The 18,161-nt window shown below is 68.4% G+C and carries 16 protein-coding genes; 9 read left to right on the top strand and 7 right to left on the bottom strand.

The window, feature by feature from the left end:
* Together gltA and gltX are read right to left on the bottom strand one after the other, a co-directional pair.
* On the bottom strand, positions 1 to 1,099 hold a 1,099-nt coding region (gltA, locus tag Q0M60_RS14040), incomplete at its 3' end, for a citrate synthase (protein ID WP_296820664.1).
* Positions 1,100 to 1,154: 55 nt separating this feature from the next.
* Positions 1,155 to 2,555: a glutamate--tRNA ligase gene (gene gltX / locus Q0M60_RS14045; protein ID WP_296820666.1), complete on the bottom strand. Its 1,401-nt coding sequence runs from the start codon at positions 2,553 to 2,555 to the stop codon at positions 1,155 to 1,157.
* On the opposite strand from gltX, the gene Q0M60_RS14050 reads away from it, so the two are divergent.
* Positions 2,554 to 4,683 carry a ComEC/Rec2 family competence protein gene (locus tag Q0M60_RS14050; RefSeq protein WP_296820669.1) on the top strand — a complete coding sequence of 710 codons (2,130 nt, stop codon included), beginning with the start codon at positions 2,554 to 2,556 and terminating at the stop codon, positions 4,681 to 4,683. The two genes, gltX and Q0M60_RS14050, sit on opposite strands and share 2 nt — an antisense overlap.
* Here the strand turns inward: Q0M60_RS14050 and lexA are convergent.
* The 4 genes from lexA to Q0M60_RS14070 form a co-directional block, all read right to left on the bottom strand.
* Positions 4,677 to 5,357, bottom strand: a complete 681-nt coding sequence (lexA, locus tag Q0M60_RS14055; protein ID WP_296820672.1) for a transcriptional repressor LexA — start codon at positions 5,355 to 5,357, stop codon at positions 4,677 to 4,679. The two genes, Q0M60_RS14050 and lexA, sit on opposite strands and share 7 nt — an antisense overlap.
* 96 nt (positions 5,358 to 5,453) lie before the next feature.
* Positions 5,454 to 6,242, bottom strand: coding sequence for an indole-3-glycerol phosphate synthase TrpC (gene trpC / locus Q0M60_RS14060; RefSeq protein WP_296820675.1), 789 nt, complete (start codon positions 6,240 to 6,242; stop codon positions 5,454 to 5,456).
* Positions 6,239 to 7,261, bottom strand: a complete 1,023-nt coding sequence (gene trpD / locus Q0M60_RS14065) for an anthranilate phosphoribosyltransferase (RefSeq protein WP_296820678.1) — start codon at positions 7,259 to 7,261, stop codon at positions 6,239 to 6,241. The genes trpC and trpD overlap by 4 nt, the downstream gene beginning before the upstream one ends.
* 13 nt (positions 7,262 to 7,274) lie before the next feature.
* Entirely contained in the window at positions 7,275 to 7,865 is a 591-nt protein-coding gene (locus Q0M60_RS14070; RefSeq protein ID WP_296820680.1) for an aminodeoxychorismate/anthranilate synthase component II, read from the bottom strand.
* 77 nt (positions 7,866 to 7,942) lie between these two features.
* Here Q0M60_RS14070 and Q0M60_RS14075 point away from each other — a divergent pair, with 77 nt between their 5' ends.
* Complete coding sequence (locus Q0M60_RS14075; RefSeq protein WP_296820682.1) at positions 7,943 to 8,089, top strand: hypothetical protein; 147 nt, start codon at positions 7,943 to 7,945, stop codon at positions 8,087 to 8,089.
* Positions 8,090 to 8,111: 22 nt separating this feature from the next.
* Here the strand turns inward: Q0M60_RS14075 and Q0M60_RS14080 are convergent, their stop codons facing one another.
* A complete protein-coding gene (locus Q0M60_RS14080; RefSeq protein ID WP_296820685.1) occupies positions 8,112 to 10,934 on the bottom strand; it encodes a M10 family metallopeptidase C-terminal domain-containing protein in 2,823 nt (940 codons plus the stop codon).
* Positions 10,935 to 11,254: 320 nt separating this feature from the next.
* On the opposite strand from Q0M60_RS14080, the gene Q0M60_RS14085 reads away from it, so the two are divergent.
* The 7 genes from Q0M60_RS14085 to Q0M60_RS14115 form a co-directional block, all read left to right on the top strand.
* Positions 11,255 to 13,027, top strand: coding sequence for an acyltransferase family protein (locus tag Q0M60_RS14085; RefSeq protein ID WP_296820686.1), 1,773 nt, complete (start codon positions 11,255 to 11,257; stop codon positions 13,025 to 13,027).
* A gap of 138 nt (positions 13,028 to 13,165) precedes the next feature.
* Complete coding sequence (mdoH, locus tag Q0M60_RS14090; RefSeq protein WP_296820688.1) at positions 13,166 to 14,266, top strand: glucans biosynthesis glucosyltransferase MdoH; 1,101 nt, start codon at positions 13,166 to 13,168, stop codon at positions 14,264 to 14,266.
* A gap of 51 nt (positions 14,267 to 14,317) precedes the next feature.
* A complete protein-coding gene (locus Q0M60_RS14095; RefSeq protein ID WP_296820690.1) occupies positions 14,318 to 15,088 on the top strand; it encodes a hypothetical protein in 771 nt (256 codons plus the stop codon).
* Positions 15,089 to 15,142: 54 nt separating this feature from the next.
* On the top strand, positions 15,143 to 15,643 hold the full coding sequence (locus tag Q0M60_RS14100; protein ID WP_296820692.1) for a hemerythrin domain-containing protein: 501 nt from the start codon (positions 15,143 to 15,145) through the stop codon (positions 15,641 to 15,643).
* 2 nt (positions 15,644 to 15,645) lie between these two features.
* The gene (locus Q0M60_RS14105) at positions 15,646 to 16,326 is read left to right on the top strand and encodes a DUF6766 family protein (protein ID WP_296820695.1); all 681 of its coding nucleotides are present in this window, start codon (positions 15,646 to 15,648) and stop codon (positions 16,324 to 16,326) included.
* A 45-nt stretch (positions 16,327 to 16,371) separates the two neighbouring features.
* On the top strand, positions 16,372 to 17,583 hold the full coding sequence (locus tag Q0M60_RS14110) for a putative DNA modification/repair radical SAM protein (RefSeq protein ID WP_296820697.1): 1,212 nt from the start codon (positions 16,372 to 16,374) through the stop codon (positions 17,581 to 17,583).
* On the top strand, positions 17,583 to 18,161 hold a 579-nt coding region (locus Q0M60_RS14115; protein ID WP_296820700.1), incomplete at its 3' end, for a TIGR03915 family putative DNA repair protein. The genes Q0M60_RS14110 and Q0M60_RS14115, both read left to right, overlap by 1 nt.

Below are 18,161 nucleotides of genomic sequence, written 5' to 3' on the forward strand. Positions count from 1 at the left end.
TGATGCCCGAATAGAAGTCCACGTTCGGGAACAGCTTGCGCTCCTGGAAGTACTCGTCGCTCAGCGCCACGCGCTCCAGTTCGCGGGCCACCTGCAGCAGCGGATCGTTCGGATCGCCGACGGCGTCCAGCACCTCGTAGGCGCTTTCCTGCATAACCTTGGCGCGCGGATCGTAGTTCTTGTAGACCCGGTGACCGAAGCCCATCAGCTTGTATTTCTTTTCCTTCACGCCCTCGATGAACTCGGGGATGCGCTCCGGCGTACCGATTTCATTGAGCATGTTCAGCGCCTCCTCGTTGGCGCCGCCGTGCGACGGGCCCCAGAGGCAGGCGATGCCCGCGGCGATACAGGCGAAGGGATTGGCGCCCGACGAGCCGGCCAGGCGGACGGTCGAGGTCGAGGCGTTTTGCTCGTGGTCGGCGTGCAGGATGAAGATGCGGTCCATGGCGCGCGCCAGGACCGGATTGACCTCATAGTCCTCGGCCGGCACGGCGAAGCACATGCGCAGGAAGTTCTCGGCGTAGTTCAGGTCGTTGCGCGGCGACACGAAGGGCTGGCCGACCGAGTACTTGTAGGCGCGCGCGGCGATGGTCGGCATCTTGGCGATCAGGCGGATGGCCGAGATGTTGCGCTGGACGGGATCCTTGATGTCCAGGCTGTCGTGATAGAAGGCCGACAGGGCGCCGACGGTGCCGACCATGATCGCCATCGGGTGGGCGTCGCGGCGGAAGCCCTCGAAGAAGCGGTCGAACTGCTGGTGCAGCATGGTGTGCATGGTGATCGAGCGCTCGAACGCCTCGTATTCCGAGGCCGTCGGCAGCTCTCCGCGCAGCAGCAGGTGGCAGACCTCGACGAAGTTGGACTTGGAGGCCAGCTGGTCGATGGGATAGCCGCGGTGAAGCAGGATGCCCTTGTCGCCGTCGATGAAGGTCAGGCCGCTCTCGCAGGCCGCCGTCGAGGTGAAGCCGGGGTCGTAGGTGAAGGCGTCCGTCTCCGCATAGAGCTTGCGGATGTCGATGACGTCCGGACCGGTCGAACCCTTGAGCACGGGCAGGTCGACTTGCTTGTCCTGGTACGTCAGCGTGGCTTTGTCGGTCATCGTGAAATCCTGCTGGGCCGGGGGAGCGGCCTAATGTTGGCGGCTTTATAGCGGCTCAAGCCACGCTGGAAAGCGCATCGTCCAGACGGGCCAGGCTTTCCGCCTGACCGAGGGCCGCGAGGATCTTCGCCAGGTCCGGCGACACAGCCCCGCCGGTGAGCGCCGCGCGCAGGGGCGGACCGACCTTGCCCATGCCGACGCCCTCTTCTTCCGCGAAGGCCTTGATCTCGGCTTCCAGCGCGAAGACGTCCCAGCTCCGGAACAGGCCCAGGCGCTGACGCAGGCGGGACAGGCGGTCGCGAGCCTCGTCGGTCAGGGCCGCCTGCGCCTTGTCGGTGAAAGCCAGAGGTCGTCGTGACAGCGCGAAGGCGCACTGGTCGGCGAGCTCGAGAATGGTCTTGGCCCTGTCCTTCACGAACGGCACGGCGCGCGTCAACCGGTCCTCGTCGCCTTCGGCCAGGTCGTGGCCGCGGCGCATGAGAGCTTCCAGCGTCAGCTTCGCCAGCCGGTCGTCGTCGGCCAGCCGCAGCCAGTGGGCGTTCACGTGCGCCAGCTTGTCGAAGTCCAGCCGCGACGGCGCGCGGCCGACCTGGTCGAGGTCGAACCACCGGATGGCCTGTTCGTCGGAGAACAGTTCATCGTCGCCGTGGCTCCAGCCCAGCCGGGCCAGATAGTTGCGCATGGCCTCGGGCAGGTAGCCCATGTCGCGGAATTCGCCGACGGACTGGGCGCCATGGCGCTTCGACAGCTTGGCGCCGTCCGGGCCGTGGATCAGGGGGATGTGGGCGAAGACCGGCCGCTCCCAGCCGAGCGCGTCATAGATCAGGGCCTGACGCGCGGCGTTATTCAGATGGTCGTCGCCGCGGATGACGTGGGTGATCCCCATGTCGTGATCATCGGCCACCACGGCGAGATTGTAGGTCGGCGTCCCGTCCGAGCGCAGCAGCACCAGGTCGTCCAGGTCCTTGGCGGCGAAGCGGACCTCGCCCTGCACAGCGTCGGAGACGACGACGTGCTCCACGTCCGGCACGCGGAAGCGGACCACCGCCGGGGCCGAGATGTCGTTGGGCTGCCGGTCTCGCCAAGGCGAGCGCAGGGCGCGGCCCTCAGCCTTGGCCTGTTCGCGGGCGGCCTCGGTCTCTTCCGCCGACATGAAGCAGCGATAGGCGCCGCCACGGGCCAGCAGCTCCTCGACCACCTCGCGGTGGCGGGGCGCGCGCTGGAACTGGAAGACCGGCTCCTCGTCGGAGAACAGCTCCAGCCAGGCGAAACCGTCGAACAGGACCCGAACTGCCGCGTCGGTTGAACGTTCGCGGTCCGTATCCTCCACGCGAATCAAGAACTTGCCGCCGTGGTGGCGCGCGAAAAGCCAGTTGAAGAGCGCCGTTCTCGCGGTTCCTATGTGCATGGAGCCGGTCGGCGAGGGGGCGATACGGGTGACGACAGGGCGGGTCATGGCGCCGCGGGTTATAGCGCCCGACGGCGAAGCGCCTAGCGCCAATCCGGGCATGGCCGTCCGGGTGCGCGCCTGGCTGGCCGACCAGGTCCTGGCCCAGGCCGATCGCTGGCGGCTGTGGACGCCGGTGGCCTTCGGGTGCGGGTGCGCGGTCTATTTCGCCCTGCCGATTGAGCCGCCGGTCTGGCCGCTGTTGGTTTTTGGAGCCTTGCTGGTCGCGGCGCTGGCCTGGGGCTGGCGGCGGCTGGGGCTCGCCTGGCTGATACCGTTGACGCTTGTGGCCTTCCTGGCGAGCGGACTGGCCATCGCCAAGCTGAGGTCCGACGCGGTCGCCGCGCCGATCGCGCCGGCGGACGCGGGGATCGTGGGGATCGAGGGCTGGGTGGTCGACGTTTCCAGCCCCGGGACGCGTGGCGCGCGCGTAGTGCTGGCCCCGACCTGGATCGAAGGTCTGGACGCCGAGGCGATCCCGCACCGGCTGACAGTGAGCCTGCGCGGCGAAGCCATGCGGCCGGATGAGGCCGTCTCGATCCGGGGCGTGCTGAACCCGCCGCCGGAGCCCGCCAGTCCGGGCGCCTTCGACTTCGGCCGCAACGCCTGGTTCCAGAGCGTCGGCGGCACGGTGCTGAGCATCAGCCAGCCTCGGCCGGTGATCCTGCGAGAGCCGCCCTGGCCGCTACGGCTGAAGATGGCGATCAACGGCATGCGCTTCGATCTGGGCCGTCGCATCGTCGAGCGCCTGGGCCAGCCGTCCGGCGGCATTGCGGCGGCCATGACCACCGGCCATGAGGCCTGGATCGCGGAGGCCGACGAACAGGCCATGCGCGATTCCGGCCTGGCGCACATCCTGTCGATCTCGGGCCTGCACATGGCCATCGTGGGCGGCTTCGTCTTCTTCGCCATCCGCCTGATGGTGGCGGCCTGGCCGTGGCTGGCCCTGAGGGCGCCGGGCAAGAAGATCGCGGCCCTGGCGGGGTCCCTGGCCGTGGGGATCTATCTGGTCGTCTCCGGTGCGCCGCCGCCGGCCGAGCGGGCCGCGATCGTGGCCTGGGTCGCCTTCGCCGCCATCCTGCTGGACCGGCGGGCGGTCAGCATGAACGCCTTGGCGCTGGCCGCCCTGATCGTCCTGCTGCGCAGGCCGGAGTCGGTGGTGCAGCCGGGATTTCAGATGTCCTTCGCGGCGACCGCCGCCCTGGTGGCCCTGGCCGAAGCCTGGCCGCCGCGCCTGAAGGAGATCTCCGCGCCCTGGCCCATCGTCGCCTTCCAGCGGGCAAGGTCGTGGCTGTTCGTGGCGCTGATGGCGAGCCTGGTCGCCGGGCTGGCGACCGGGCCGTTCGCCATGCACCATTTCAACCGCTCGGCGGTGTTCGGCCTGGCGGCCAACCTGGCGGTCGCGCCGATTTCGAGCTTCGTGATGATGCCGGCGCTGGCCGTCGGCGCGGCCATGGAGGCGGCGGGCTGGGGCGGGCCGGTCCTGTGGCTGGCGGGTCAATCGATCGACTGGATGATGGGCATCGGCCGGTTCACCGCCAACCTGCCCGGCGCGGTGGTGACGGTGCCGAGCGCGCCGGCGGTCGCCCTGCCGATCGCCTTTCTTGGAATACTGTTCGTCTGCCTGTGGCGGGGCCGGCTGAGGTGGCTGGGCCTGCCCTTCGCCTGCGCGGTCCTCATCTGGTCCCGGCCGCCCGCGCCCGACCTGTGGATCGGGCCGGAGGGGACCAATGCGGCGCTGCGGGCGGGCGACACGGTGCAGGTGGTGAGGCCCAATGTGCGGCTGTTCGCGGTCGACCTGTGGACCCGCCGACGGGGAGTGGAGCCGGCGTCGCCGGAGCTGGCGGAGCGGGTGTGCCGACGGTCGTGGTGCGCGCTGACCTCCGAGACGGGTTCGGCCGCGATCTGGTTCGGGCGTAGGGCGCCGGATGACGCCCAACTGTCCGAACTGTGCGCGGCCGGCGAGGTCGTGGCGGTGCGGACGCCGGTGACGAACCTGCCGACCGCCTGCGATGGGCGATTGGTGCTGGACGGTCGCGACCTGGCGCGCGGCTCGGTCGAGCTGTGGCGCGAGGGCGACGGCTGGCGCGGAGTCTGGACGGACGACCTCAGGGGCGAGCGCCCCTGGGTTCAGTGATATCGGCGGATCAGGCCGACCAGCTTGCCCTGAACCTCGACCTGGTCGGGCCCGAAGATGCGGGTCTCATAGGCCGGGTTGGCGGCTTCCAGCGCAATCGAGGCGCCGCGCTTGCGCAGGCGCTTGAGCGTGGCTTCCTCGCCCTCGACCAGGGCCACGACGATCTCGCCCGACGATGCGGTGTCCGACTTGCGGATCAGCGCCAGGTCGCCGTCGAGGATGCCGGCGTTGATCATGGAGTCGCCCGAGACCTCGAGCACATAGTGTTCGCCCGACCCCAGCAGCGCCTCGGGCACCGGGATGCGGTCCTTCTCGTGCTGGATGGCGGAGATCGGCGTGCCCGCCGCGATCTTGCCGAGCACGGGCAGTTCGCGAACGTCGTTGGCGGGCTGAGCCGCGCCCCCGCCGGTGACGACCTGCGGACGGAAAGGCCCGCGCGGACGCCCGCCCATGGAGGCCTCCTCCGGCAGCTTGACCACTTCGAGTGCGCGGGCGCGGTGCGCCAAGCGGCGGATGAATCCCCGCTCCTCCAGCGCCGTGATCAGCCGGTGAATGCCCGACTTGGACGCCAGGTCCAGCGCCTCCTTCATTTCGTCGAAGGAGGGAGACACCCCGGTCTCCTTGATCCGTTCGTGCACGAACATGAGCAGTTCGTGCTGCTTGCGCGTCAGCATGGCGGTCCTCGAAACCGAATCCAGTTCGTGGAACCTAGCGGAACAAACCGCAAACGTCCACAAGTCTGTTCCTGTGGTGTTCCGGTTAAGGAGAGGTTACGCCAGGAGCGCCCGCGTCGCCGCCTCGACGTCCTGTTGGCGCATCAGGCTCTCACCCACCAGCACCGCCGAAGCTCCGACCGCAAAAACCCGCGCCAAATCGGCCGGCGTGAACAGGCCGCTCTCCGAGACCAGCAGCGCGCCTTCCGGCGCGAGCGGGAACAGCCGTTCCGTCACGGCCAGGTCGACCTCGAAGGTGCGCAACGATCGGTTGTTCACCCCGACAAGGGTGGCGCCGAGCCCGCCGGCGCGCGCCATCTCGGCTTCGTCGTGGGTCTCGACCAGGGCGTCCATGCCGAAGCGCTTCGCCTCGGCCAGCAGGTCGGCGGCGAGCGCGTCGTCGACCATGGCCAGAATCACCAGGATGCAGTCGGCGCCCAGCGCCCGGCTCTCGGCCACCTGCCAGGGATCGACCAGGAAGTCCTTGCGGATGCACGGCAGGCCGACCGCCGATCGCGCCGCTGCCAGATAGGCGTCGTCGCCCTGAAAGCTCGGCCCATCGGTCAGGACCGACAGACAGGCGGCCCCGCCGGCCTCATAGGCGCTGGCCAGGGCGGGCGGGTCGAAGTCGGCGCGGATCTGGCCCTTCGACGGGCTGGCCTTCTTGACCTCGGCGATGAGGGCCGGCCGGCCCGGCGCTGCGCGTTCGGTCAGGGCGCGGGCGAAGCCGCGCGGCGGATCGGCGGCGCGCGCCGCGGCCTCCACCTCCGCAAAGACCCGCGCGGCCTTTCGCGCCGCGACCTCCTCGCGCTTGTAGGCGGCGATCCGCTCCAAGATGTCGCTCATTCCACGGGCTCGTTGGAGACCGCCACCAGCCGGTCGAGCGCAGTTCGCGCCGCGCCCGTATCCAGCGAACGGCGGGCCAGGTCCGCGCCCTCGGCCAGGGACTCGGCCCGGTCGGCCACGACCAGGGCGGCCGCGGCGTTCAGCACCACGATGTCGCGATAGGGCCCGGCCGCGCCGTCCAGAAGCTCAAGCAGCGCGCGCGCGTTGTCCTCGGGCGCGCCGCCGCGAAGGGCCTCGATGGTGGTCCGCGCCACGCCCGCTTCTTCCGGCGTCACGGTGAAGCGGCAGACCGCGCCGTTCCGCCATTCGCAGACCTCGGTCTCGCCGGTGGTGGTCAGCTCGTCCAGGCCCTGGCCGTGCACGGTCCAGCCGCGCACCGCGCCCAGCCGGCCCATGGTTTCGGCGATCGGCTCCAGCCAGCGCGAGTCGTAGACGCCCATCACCTGGCGGCGCACCCCGGCCGGGTTCGACAGGGGCCCCAGGATATTGAAGACGGTGCGAAAGCCGATCTCGGCCCGGACCGGCGTCACGTGACGCATGGCCGGGTGGTGGACCGGGGCGAAGAGGAAACACACGCCGGCCTCGTCCAGCGCCCGTCGCTGCTGCTCCAGCGACGCCTGTAGGTTCACCCCGACCGCCGCCAGCACGTCCGACGACCCCGACTTCGAGCTCAGCGCCCGGTTGCCGTGCTTGGCGACCTTCACGCCGGCGCCCGCGAGCACGAAGGCCGCCGCGGTCGAGACGTTGAAGGTGTGCTGGCCGTCTCCGCCGGTGCCGCAGGTGTCGACGGCGTCATAGGGGTGCTCCAGCCGGATCATCGCCCCATGCATGGCGCGCACGAAGGCGGCGATCTCGCCCACCGTCTCGCCGCGCACCCGCAGGGCCGTCAGGGCCGAGGCCAGCTGGGCGGGCGTCGCCTCGCCCATCAGGCAGGCGGTGAGGAATTCCTCGGCCTCGTCCTCGGACAGCACCCGGCCCTCGGCCAGGCGCGACAGCAACGGCTTGAACGCGTCGGACATCGGCGCGGTGTCCCTACGCTGCGCGGGCCGGCGCGGGCCGCGCCAGCTTCAGGAAGTTGTCGAGCAGCTCGTGGCCGTGCTCGGTCGCGATCGACTCCGGGTGGAACTGCACCCCATGGATGGGCCGCTCGCGGTGGGCCAGGCCCATGATCTCGCCGTCCTCCGTCCAGGCGGTGACCTCCAGGCAGTCCGGCAGGCTCTCGCGCCGAACCGCCAGCGAGTGGTAGCGCGTCGCCGTGAACGGGTCGGGCAGGCCGGCGAAGACCGAGCGGCCTTCGTGCCGGATCGGGCTGGTCTTGCCGTGCATCAGCTGCTTGGCCCGCACCACCTCGCCGCCGAAGGCCTGGCCGATGGCCTGGTGGCCCAGGCAGACGCCCAGGATGGGCAGGTGCGGCGGGGCCTGGCGGATGATGTCGAGGCAGATTCCCGCCTGGTCAGGCGCGCAGGGCCCCGGCGACAGCAGCACCCCCTCGGGGCCCAGGGCCAGGGCCTCATTGACCCCCATGGCGTCGTTGCGGATGACGTGCGCGTCCGCCCCCAGCTCGGCCAGGTAGTGGACGAGGTTGTAGGTAAAGCTGTCGTAGTTATCGACGACGAGGATCATGGCCCCCGGCTTCTAGGGCCGGACCCGACCCGCGCCAAGGCAGGAGATCGTTAACCATGTTCGGGTGGGATCGCCCCATGCTCGAAGCGATCCACCAGGCCAAGACCCTCCTCGCCGATCCGAAGGCCGGCGACGGCCTCGTCGGGGCCCTGTTCGCCGCCGGCTTCTGCGCCATGGCCGCGACGCTGCTGGCGGGCGCCGTGATCTTCGGCCAGCTGGCCTGACCCCGACGCCCGCCCGAAAGCGTCAGACCAGAACCGCCCAGTCCGAGTGGGCGAGCCGGTGATGCGGCCCGCGGCCGATGTCGTCCCAGAGCGAGGTGACGTCCGCCGGTCCCAGGTCAAGCACATCAGACCCCGGCTGACAGACGACCGGCGCCTCCTGGATGTCCTTCGGACCCATGTCGAGCGGCAGGACAAGCGGGTCGAAATCATCGCCGAAGTCGGAGGTCGCCTTCACGTCGCCCAGGACAGGACAGATGATGGCGTCATCCGCCGATCCGTCCTTCTCGGCCGGCAGCACCTGGGGACCGAGGTCCTTGGGCTCGGCCGCTGCGGGCGCCGCCACGGCGAACTCGAAGTCACCTGCCTGAAGCTGTGCTTTCGAGACGCCTTGCAGGGTGATGGTCACGCCGCTCTTGGAGATGACGGCGTTGCCGGAACCGTCGTCGGACGTATGGATCAGGACATCGGCGAAGTCCGCGAAGATCGAGCCATCGAGCGAAATGACGTCCTGGCCGACTTCGAGATCATAGATGAGATCCGAGCCAGAGGCGCCGCGGAAGATGAAGGTGTCGCTTCCCTCACTACCGCGCAGGCGGTCGTTGCCCGCACCGCCGTCGAGACGGTCGTCGCCAATCGCGCCGTCGAGGTAGTCCTTGCCCGAGCCGCCGTAGAACGCGTTGGCGGCATCGGACCCGATGAGTTGATCCGAAAAGTTCGAACCCCTCACGTTTTCGACCGCCAGCAGTTCGTCGCCTTGTGCGTGCCCCCCCTCGAACCGGTTCAGGCCGAGCCTAATCTGGACCGCGGCGTTGGAGGAAGAGTAGTCGGCCAGGTCCGATCCGGGGCCGCCCAACAGACGGTCTCGACCCGCTCCCCCGATCAAGATGTCATCGCCGGAACCGCCGTTCAGGACGTCGTCGCCGTTCCCACCGTCGATTCGATCAGCGCCAAGCCCCCCCTTCAGGGTGTTCGCCGCTTCGTTCCCGATCAGCACATCATCGCCCCGCCCGCCCGTGGCGTTCTCGATGGTCACGCCGTTGGCGATGGTGAAGCCGCCCCACAGGCCGTAGGCGTAGGAGACGCGGCCGCCGCCGCCTTCCTCATAGCGGAGCGTCGCGGCGCGAAGGTCGATGGTGGCGTCGGCCGTGCCGGAATAGCGGATTTCGTCGGTCCCGCCGGCGTCCCAGATGGTCGAGTAGAAGTTGCCGGCGCCGTTGAAGTCCTTGATCTCGTAGACGTCGTTGCCGGTCGCCCATTCCTCGTTGACGCCGTACTTGTCCTGGATCACGGCGATGTCGAGCGCGGCGAGCGTGCCCATCCAGCCGAAGTGGTCGACCTCGGTCCCGGTGATGCCGCCGGAGCGGGGCCCGCCGTGGCCGGCGGGGCGGCCGCCGACGCCACCGGTTTCGTTCCACCCGTCGTTGTAGGACATGATGGTGAAGACCTGCTGGCTCAGGTCGAAGTCGCCGAAGCCGCCGCCGAGGCCGCCGGTGCCGCCGTCTCCGCCGCGCATGATGGAGGAGCGGCCGCCATTGTCGTGTGGGTGGGCCATGCCATGGCCGTGACCCAGTTCATGCAACAGGGTGGGGAAATAGAAGCCGCCCTGGCTCACGCCTTCCTCAGTCCAGCGAGCGTCCCCGGCGTTGATCTCCGTCTGCCCTTCGTTGGCCTCGTTCGGCGGGCTCATCCGGCCTAGCAGGCTCGCGCCCACGCCCGGGGTGCCCTGGTAGGTGATGATGTTGATGTCGGCTTCGTGCCGGTTCTGGACCTCGATGTAGATGATGTCGGCGACCTGTTCGTACAGGTCGAAGGCCTGGCGGAAGGCCGCCTTCTCCCAGGCCTCCATGTTCTTGGCCTGGAGCGTTGTCGCGAGCCCGGGATCCAGCGGGTCCTCATCGACGTAAACGTCGCCTTGTTTGGCGTAGTAGTAGGTGATGACGTTCTTGCCCTCGATCCCGTAGTTGTTGGTCAGGATCGGACCATTGCCGTCCGGCGCCCAGGGGTTCGGCCGGGTGCCGTTGTCCCCGTCAGGGTTGCGCGACGTGCGGTCGAACTGGCTGCCCCAGTCGATCGAGTGCAGCGGGCTGTCTGTGTCGTAGAACGGCCGGTAGGCGTAGGGATTGGCCTCGAAGTCGACCGTATCGACGAACAGCTCGTAGTCGCCGACGAAGTCGCCGGTCGAGCCGTTCGTTCCATCCTGATCGTAGGCGCGGGCGTTGATGTAGTAGGTGCCCGTGTAGTCCGCCTGATAGGTCAGCAAGGCGTCGAGGCCCGACGGCGTGTTGGGCCCTCCGCCGTCAGCCTGGGTGATCAGGTTGCCCGCGGAATCGTATAATTCGATGTAGGCGTCCGCCTGGGGCACGCCGCTCGGACCGCCGAGCGTCAGATATTGGCCGATGTTGTACCACTGGCCCTCGACCAGGTTCACGGCGAAGAAGTCCTGGTCACCGATGGTGTCGGTGGTGGAAACGATGTGGGGACCGTCCACCGTGATGGTCGCGGTGGTCGAGACGTCGTCCGCCTGAGCGTCGATGGTGAGCAGCACCGGTTGAAGCGGCCCGTCCGGCTTATCGTCGCCCACGCCGTCGGGATCGAAGCGGTCGACCGACTTCAGGCAGTAGCTGCACCCGCATCGCAGCGACAGGGTGGGGTCCGCCTCGGCGGGCAGGATCAGGGGTGCGACCTCGAAGGCGGCATCCTGCATCTGCGGCTCCACGAACGACTGGGTCCGGGGCGCGAAGCTAGCGGTCTCGCCCCAGGCGCGCGCCCCAGGCGCCGCGGCGAGATCGGACAGTTCATCGGAAACGACCGCGCGGTACGCGGCGAACATGGAGAAGCGGGGCATGTGACCTCCCAGCGCGCCGGCGGCCGCCGCCCTCGACGGCCCTCGATGGAAAGGCGCGCGAGGCGGGTAACGTAGCGGTAACCCCAAGTGTTCCGGGGCCCGAACACTTCTATCTTTAGTTGTCGTTTGCCCTGAGTTACATACCTATGCGGGAACTACTCATCCGTTCGACATCGCCCTCACTGTCAAGCTTGGAGGGCCGGACCTCCAATGATTTCAGCAGGCCAAGGACCGTCTGCGCCTCTATGTCGCGCGGGGGAACGGTTCGGGAGGCGTGACGCCCGATGGACAGGAGGCGCTGGCCATCATAGAGGGCGCGCGTGAGCGCTCATCACGCATTTGTGAACGGCCGTCGGGCGGACCTGGACTGGATCCGGGTGATCGCGTTCGGCCTGCTGATCCTGTTTCACACTGCCCTCGTCTATGCCCCGTACGACTGGCACATCCAGTCCGAGCACCGCTTCGGCTGGATGCCGGAGGCCCTGCTGCTGACGGGGCCGTGGCGTCTGACACTGCTGTTCCTGGTGTCCGGCGCCGCGCTCAGGTTCATGACGGCGCGGCGCACGCCTCGCCAGGTCGCCAAGGCCCGCTTCGAACGGCTGGGGCCGCCCCTGCTCATGGGCGTGGTCCTGCTGGTCTCGCTGCAGTCGTGGATCGAGGCCCTGGATAACGGCTGGTGGAACCAGGGGTATCTCCCGTGGCTCGCCAAGGAGTTCGGACCGGGCCTGTTCAACGGCGTGCCGGTGAACCACCTGTGGTTCGTCTTCTATATCGGCGCCTACAGCCTGGTGGCCGTGCTGCTCATGCGGCGCGAGGGCCTCATCCCGTGGATGGAGGAAAAGCTGGCCAGCCTGATCGGCGGCTGGCGGGTGCTGGTCATCCCGGCAGCCTATCTGGTGCTGATCCGGATCACCCTTTTCCCGGTCTTCGGCATCACCAACGGACTGTTCTGGGACCCGTACAATCACCTCCTGTCGCTGGGCGCCTTCCTGTTCGGCTTTCTGCTGGCTCGGCGTGAGAGCGTCTGGGCCGACCTGGAGCGCTACCGCTGGGTGTCGCTCGGCGCTGCGGTGGTTCTGCTGCCGCTGATGATGCTGCAGTGGTCACACCCAGGCGGCGGCGCCTTCCTCGGTGTTCCCAAGCACTTCGTTCAGGGGCTGGACCAGTGGGCGGTCATCACCGCCATCCTCGGCTTCGGCAGCCGGCATCTGCGCAAGGCGGACGGCCCCCTTCTTCGCTATCTCACCGACGCGGTCTTTCCCTGTTATCTCGCGCACCAGACGATCCTGGTCGTGGCGGTGTGGCTCATCCGGCCAGCTGAACTGTCGGCGTTGCCTGAGGCCCTGATCCTCATAGCGGTGACCTTCGGCGGCAGCTTCCTCGTCTATGAGATCGTGCGGCGCATCCCGGCGATGCGGCCCTGGTGGGGCCTGAAGCCCGTGGCGCGGGATCCCAGGCCCTATGATCGCCGGCGCGTCCTGCTGAAATTGGGTGTGGCCGCACCGCTGCTCACGCTCGTCACCTTTGTGGCGGCCGTGGCGGCCTATCCGGGCTTCGATCACGCGACCCAGTATCTGAGCGAGCTGGGCGGAGCGACCGCCCGGCTGCCAGAGATCTTCAACATCGGCGTCTTCTTCGCGGGCGTGATGGCGGGCCTCACGGGCCTCGGCTTCGCCCTCGCGCTGACCGCGCTCGCCCGCGCCTGGATCACCGCGGCCCTGACCGCCGGGGCCTTCATTCTTGCGGGCGTCGGCCTGGCGGGCTCGACCTTCTATCCGTGGCCGGATGAGCGGCACATGATCATCAGCCTGGCGCTCGGCATCCAGATCGCGCCTTTGCTGCTGCTCTGGGGACTGCGCGAGCGCCGCGACCTGCCGCGCCTCAAGATCTTCCTTGCCGTCGTCTTCGTGGCGATGGCGATCCTGACCCTGTTCACCAAGCACCTGGTCATGCCCGGCACGGTCAATGACGCCAACGTCGGCTGGTGGGAGCGGGCTTATGCCGTCGTCCTCATTGGCTGGGCCGGGGTCGCCGCCCTCATCCTCGAGCGCCGACTGCGCCACGAGGCGAACGCAAGCCTGACGCGCGCCTGACATTTTTCCGCGTCATCACGATTCCGTGATTGAAAATCACGCCGTTGTGAACGATGGTGTCGACGCATGCTGCGCCGCAGCAACCGGCCTGCCTCCCCTCCCCGTCGGAGGCGGATCGGATCGAGGGAAGAGTTGGATATGGGCGACTTCGCGATCCGCTTTGACGGAACGTCCCCTGATGCTGTCGGCGACCCGCTCGTCTGGCTGCCGGAGGAGACGCCGCTTGCCATGCCGCGCCAGTCGCTGGAGGCCGCGCCCCTGTCGAACGACGGCGCCCGGGCGACGCGTCCGGCCGACCTGGTCGTGCGCCGACTCGCCCTGCTGACCGGGACGGTCTTCCTGACCTTCTGCGTCGCGATCGCCCCGGTCATCCTTTACGCGCGCCACGGCTTCTCGGCGCTGGAAGTGATCGGCCTGACGATCTTCCTGCTGCTGGTCACGGCCATCTCCTGCTGGTTCACCAGCGCGGCCATCGGCCTGTGGGTGCTGATGACCGGACGCGAGCAGGAGGACCTGTCCTTCGCCGCCCATCCGCCGGCGCCGCGCACACGCACCGCCATCCTCATGCCGATGTACAACGAGGACGCTTCGGCGGTCTTCGGTCGGCTGGCCGCGCTTGACGCTTCGCTCGCCCGCCTCGGCGCCGCCGAGCATTTCGACATCTTCGTCCTGTCGGACTCGACCAAGCTGGAGACCGCCGCGGCCGAGGCGGCGGCCTATGTCGGCTTCCGTAGCCAGGCCGCCTGCCGCGCCTTCTATCGTCGCCGCACCGCCAATACCGAACACAAGGCAGGCAATATTTCCGAATGGACCCGCCGGTTCGGCGGCGCCTACGACTTCATGATCGTCCTGGACGCCGACAGCGGCATGGCCGGAGAGACGGTGCTGCGCCTGGTCGACGCCATGGAGCGCAACACCGGCGTCGGCCTGATCCAGACCACCCCCACCATCATCAAGGCCTCCACCCTGTTCGCGCGCGTGTCGCAGTTCAGCGTGCGGCTGTATGGGCGCGTGGCCGCCGCGGGCCTGGCCTACTGGTCGGGCTCGGACGCCAGCTACTGGGGCCACAACGCCATCATCCGGGTGAAGGCCTTCGCCGCCTGCGCCGGCCTGCCGATCCTGCCGGGCGCCAAGCCCTTCGGCGGCAACGTGCTGAGCCATGACGTGGTCGAGGCGGCCATGCTGCGCCGCGCCGGCTGGGGGGTGAACGACACCGCCGCCCTCGAGGGTTCGACCTAAGATACGCCGCCGACCGTCACTGTTTTCATCCGCCGCGACCACCGGTGGTGCATGGGAAACCTGCAGCACCTGGGCCTGCTGCGCGGCAAGGGCTTCCACCCGATGAGCCGCCTCCAGTTCGTGCTCGGCTGCCTGGCCTATGTCTCGTCGCCGCTGTGGCTGGCGTCTCTGGCGACCGGCCTGGCCATCCAGCTGCAGTATCCGATCGACTGGACGTCCTTCTGGTATTTCCTGAACCCGGAGTTCTCTCCCTTCATGCTGGCGTCGGCGGTGTCGGGCCTGCTGCTGATCGGGCCCAAGCTGATGGGGGCCGCCCTGGTGCTGAGCCGTCCGGGCGAGCGCCGCGCCTTCGGCGGCGCCAAGCAGGTGGTCCGGGGCATGGCCGCCGAGGTCGCCGTCTCGGCTATCCTCGCCCCGATCCTGATGGTGGCGAACACCAAGGCCGTCCTCCAGATCCTGCGCGGCCAGGACGCCGGCTGGCACGCCCAGCAACGTGACGCCGACGGCCTTTGCTTCCGCGACGCCTTTCGCGCCATGCGCTGGCAGATGGTGACCGGCGTCGGCTTCGCGATCGCGCTCAGCTTCCGGCCGGACCTCGCGACCTTCTTCGCGCCGATCGTGCTGCCGCTGCTGTTCGCGCCCTGGCTGGCCATGTGGACGTCGCGCCGGTCGACCGGCGACGCCTTCGCCGCCCGCGGCCTGCTGGTCATTCCGGACGAGAACGCGGTCACCGCGACCACGGTGGTCCTGCCGACCCGCGCGCCGGACGAAGAGCGGCGCCCGGCCTGGGACGCGCCGGTCCCCGTCGCCCTGCCCGCCTGACGGAACCGCTCGGCGCGCCGTGACTTTTCTCCACTCAAGCGTGGAGAAACACACATGGCCCAGACCGAACAGCCCGACGCCGTCGCCCTTCTGAAGGCCGACCACCGCAAGGTCGAGGACCTCTTCGAGCAGTTCGAAAAGGCGCGCTCAAAGGACCGCAAGGAAACCCTGGCCCACGAGATCTGCACCGAGCTTAAGGTGCACGCCATGATCGAGGAGAAGGTCTTCTATCCGGCCTGCCGCGGCGAGATCGAAGAGGACCTGATCGACGAAGCGATCGTCGAGCACGACAGCGCCAAGGTCCTGATCAACGAGATCGAGGCCGGCGGCCCTGACGAGGAATTCTACGACGCCAAGGTCAAGGTGCTGTCCGAGCTCATCGAGCACCACGTCAAGGAAGAGGAGCAGCGCGTCGAAGGCATGTTCAGCCAGGCACGCAAGGCCGGCCTGCCCATGGACGACCTGGGCGAGCGCATGCTGGCCATGAAGGAGCAGCTGATGGCCCAGGCGAAGTCGCAGGGCGGCCTGCCGCCGGCGGAGACCGAGAGCATGTAGCCATGCCGCGTGAGAAGGCCGGCAGCGGCTGGATTCACGACAACGGCCTTTCCATCGCCCTGCTGTCGCTGTTCGCCCTCAGCGTGATCGGCCACTTCTTCGCGGGCTGGGGCGCGGAGAACCAGGAGCGGCTGCAGCATGGCGAGGCGGCGCTCGGAGGTGTCCAATTCCTGACGGGCGGGCAGTTCTTGTCGACGCTTTTCGAGAACTGGGAAAGCGAGTTCCTGCAGATGTGGGCCTACGTCATGCTGACGGCCTATCTGTTCCAGCGCGGCTCGCCGGAATCGAAAGACCCAGAGGGAGGCAATCCCCAGGACCGCGATCCCAAACTGGACGAAGGCAAGCCTGATGCGCCCTGGCCCGTTCGGGCCGGCGGGCCACTGCGCGTACTCTACGCCCACTCGCTTGGCCTGGCGATGTTGATCCTCTTCATGGCCAGCTTCGTGCTGCACCTAATCAACAGCGTCCGACATCAGAACGAGGATGCGCGCGCCCATGGCCAGCCAATTGAGACGCTCTGGTCCCATCTAACGGGCCATGAGTTCTGGTTTGAAAGCTTCCAGAACTGGCAGTCGGAGTTCCTGTCGACCGGCCTGCTCGTCATCCTCGCCATCCATCTGCGCGAGAAAGGGTCCCCGGAATCCAAGCCCGTGTCCCATCCCCACAGCGAGACCGGCGTCTGATACGGCCCCGCTTGCGTTGGAACAAACCGCGAACGACAATGAGGCATGGACCTCAGTCGCAAGCTTTCCATCCTCGCCGACGCCGCCAAGTATGACGCGTCCTGCGCCTCCTCCGGCACGAACAAGAGGGACTCTCTGAACGGCAAGGGCATCGGCTCGACCGAGGGGGCCATCTGCCACTCCTATGCGCCGGATGGGCGGTGCATCTCGCTGCTGAAGATCCTGCTGACGAACGCCTGCGCCTTCGACTGCTTGTATTGCGTGAACCGGGCGTCCTCGAACGTGCCGCGGGCGCGGTTCAGCGTGAAGGAGGTCGTGGACCTTACGCTGGACTTCTACCGGCGGAACTACATCGAGGGGCTTTTCCTCTCGTCGGGCATCATCCGCTCTCCGGACTACACGATGGAGCAGGTGGTGGCGGTGGCCCGGTCGCTGCGGCTCGACCACGACTTCAAGGGCTACATCCACCTCAAGACCATTCCGGACGCCTCGGAAGAGCTGCTGGCCGAGGCCGGCCTCTACGCCGACCGGCTGTCGATCAACATCGAGCTGCCGAGCGAGGCGGGGCTGAAAACCCTGGCGCCCGAGAAGGACGTGCGCGCCATCCGCCGCTCCATGGGCCGGATGCGCAGCCGCATCGACGAGGCCAAGGAAGAGAAAAAGGCGCCGACCTTCGCGCCGGGCGGGCAGTCCACCCAGATGATCATCGGCGCGGACGCGACCGACGACCGGACCATCCTGCAGACCTCGACCAACCTCTACAGCAACTACCGGCTCAAGCGGGTCTACTACTCCGCCTTCAGCCCCATCCCGGACGCCAGCCGCATCCTGCCGCCGCAGGCGCCGCCCCTGGTGCGCGAGCATCGACTGTATCAGGCCGACTGGCTGATGCGCTTCTACGGCTTCGACGCGTCGGAGATCGTCGAGGGGGACGAGGGCAATCTGGCGCTGGACATGGATCCGAAGCTGGCCTGGGCGCTGAGGCACCGCGAGCTGTTCCCGCTAGACGTCAACCGGGCCGGGCGCGAGGTGCTGCTGCGCACGCCGGGACTGGGCCAGAAGGCGGTCGACCGCATCCTGTCGGCGCGCAAGGTGCGCGAGATCCGTGTCGATGACCTGAAGCACCTGAATGTGCCGGTGAGAAAGGCCCTGCCCTTCCTCGTCTTCCCCGACCACAGCCCCGGCGGCCTGATCGATCAGCTGGACCTGAAGACGCGGCTGGTCCCGCCGCCCAGGCAGCTGAGTCTCGCGCTCTAGTGCTCGGCGTCGTCCTGAAGAGCGAGACGGACTTTGACGGCTGGCGGGCCGAGGCTCGTCGTTTGCTGATGGCCGAGGTGCGCCCGCAGGACGTGGTCTGGTCCGTCGGGGGATCGAACGACCTGCTGGCCAGCACGGCCACGCCGCCGCCCGCCTCGGCCTCGCCCTTTACCGTTCCGCGCGCCTTCATGGAGCTGGCGGAGACGGCCATCTTGCACACGGACCCCCAGCGGTTCGCGCGGCTCTACCGCCTGCTGTGGCGACTGAGGGAAAAGCCGGGCCTGCTCCAGGTCTCCGTTGATGGAGACGTGGCGGGCGTTGAGGCCATGGCCAAGGCGGTGCGACGCGACATCCACAAGATGCGGGCCTTCGTCCGCTTCCGGCAGGCCTGGGTCGGCAAGGACGAGTGGCACGTGGCCTGGTTCGAGCCGGAGCACCACATCCTGGAGCGCAACGCCCCCTTCTTCGTGCGCCGCTTCGCCAACATGCGCTGGTCGATCCTGACGCCCGAGGCCAGCGCCCACTGGGACGGCGAAACCCTGGCGATCGCCGAGGGGGCGTCGCGGGCCGACGCGCCC

The sequence above is a fragment of the Brevundimonas sp. genome, assembly GCF_024711105.1.
Lineage (GTDB): Bacteria > Pseudomonadota > Alphaproteobacteria > Caulobacterales > Caulobacteraceae > Brevundimonas.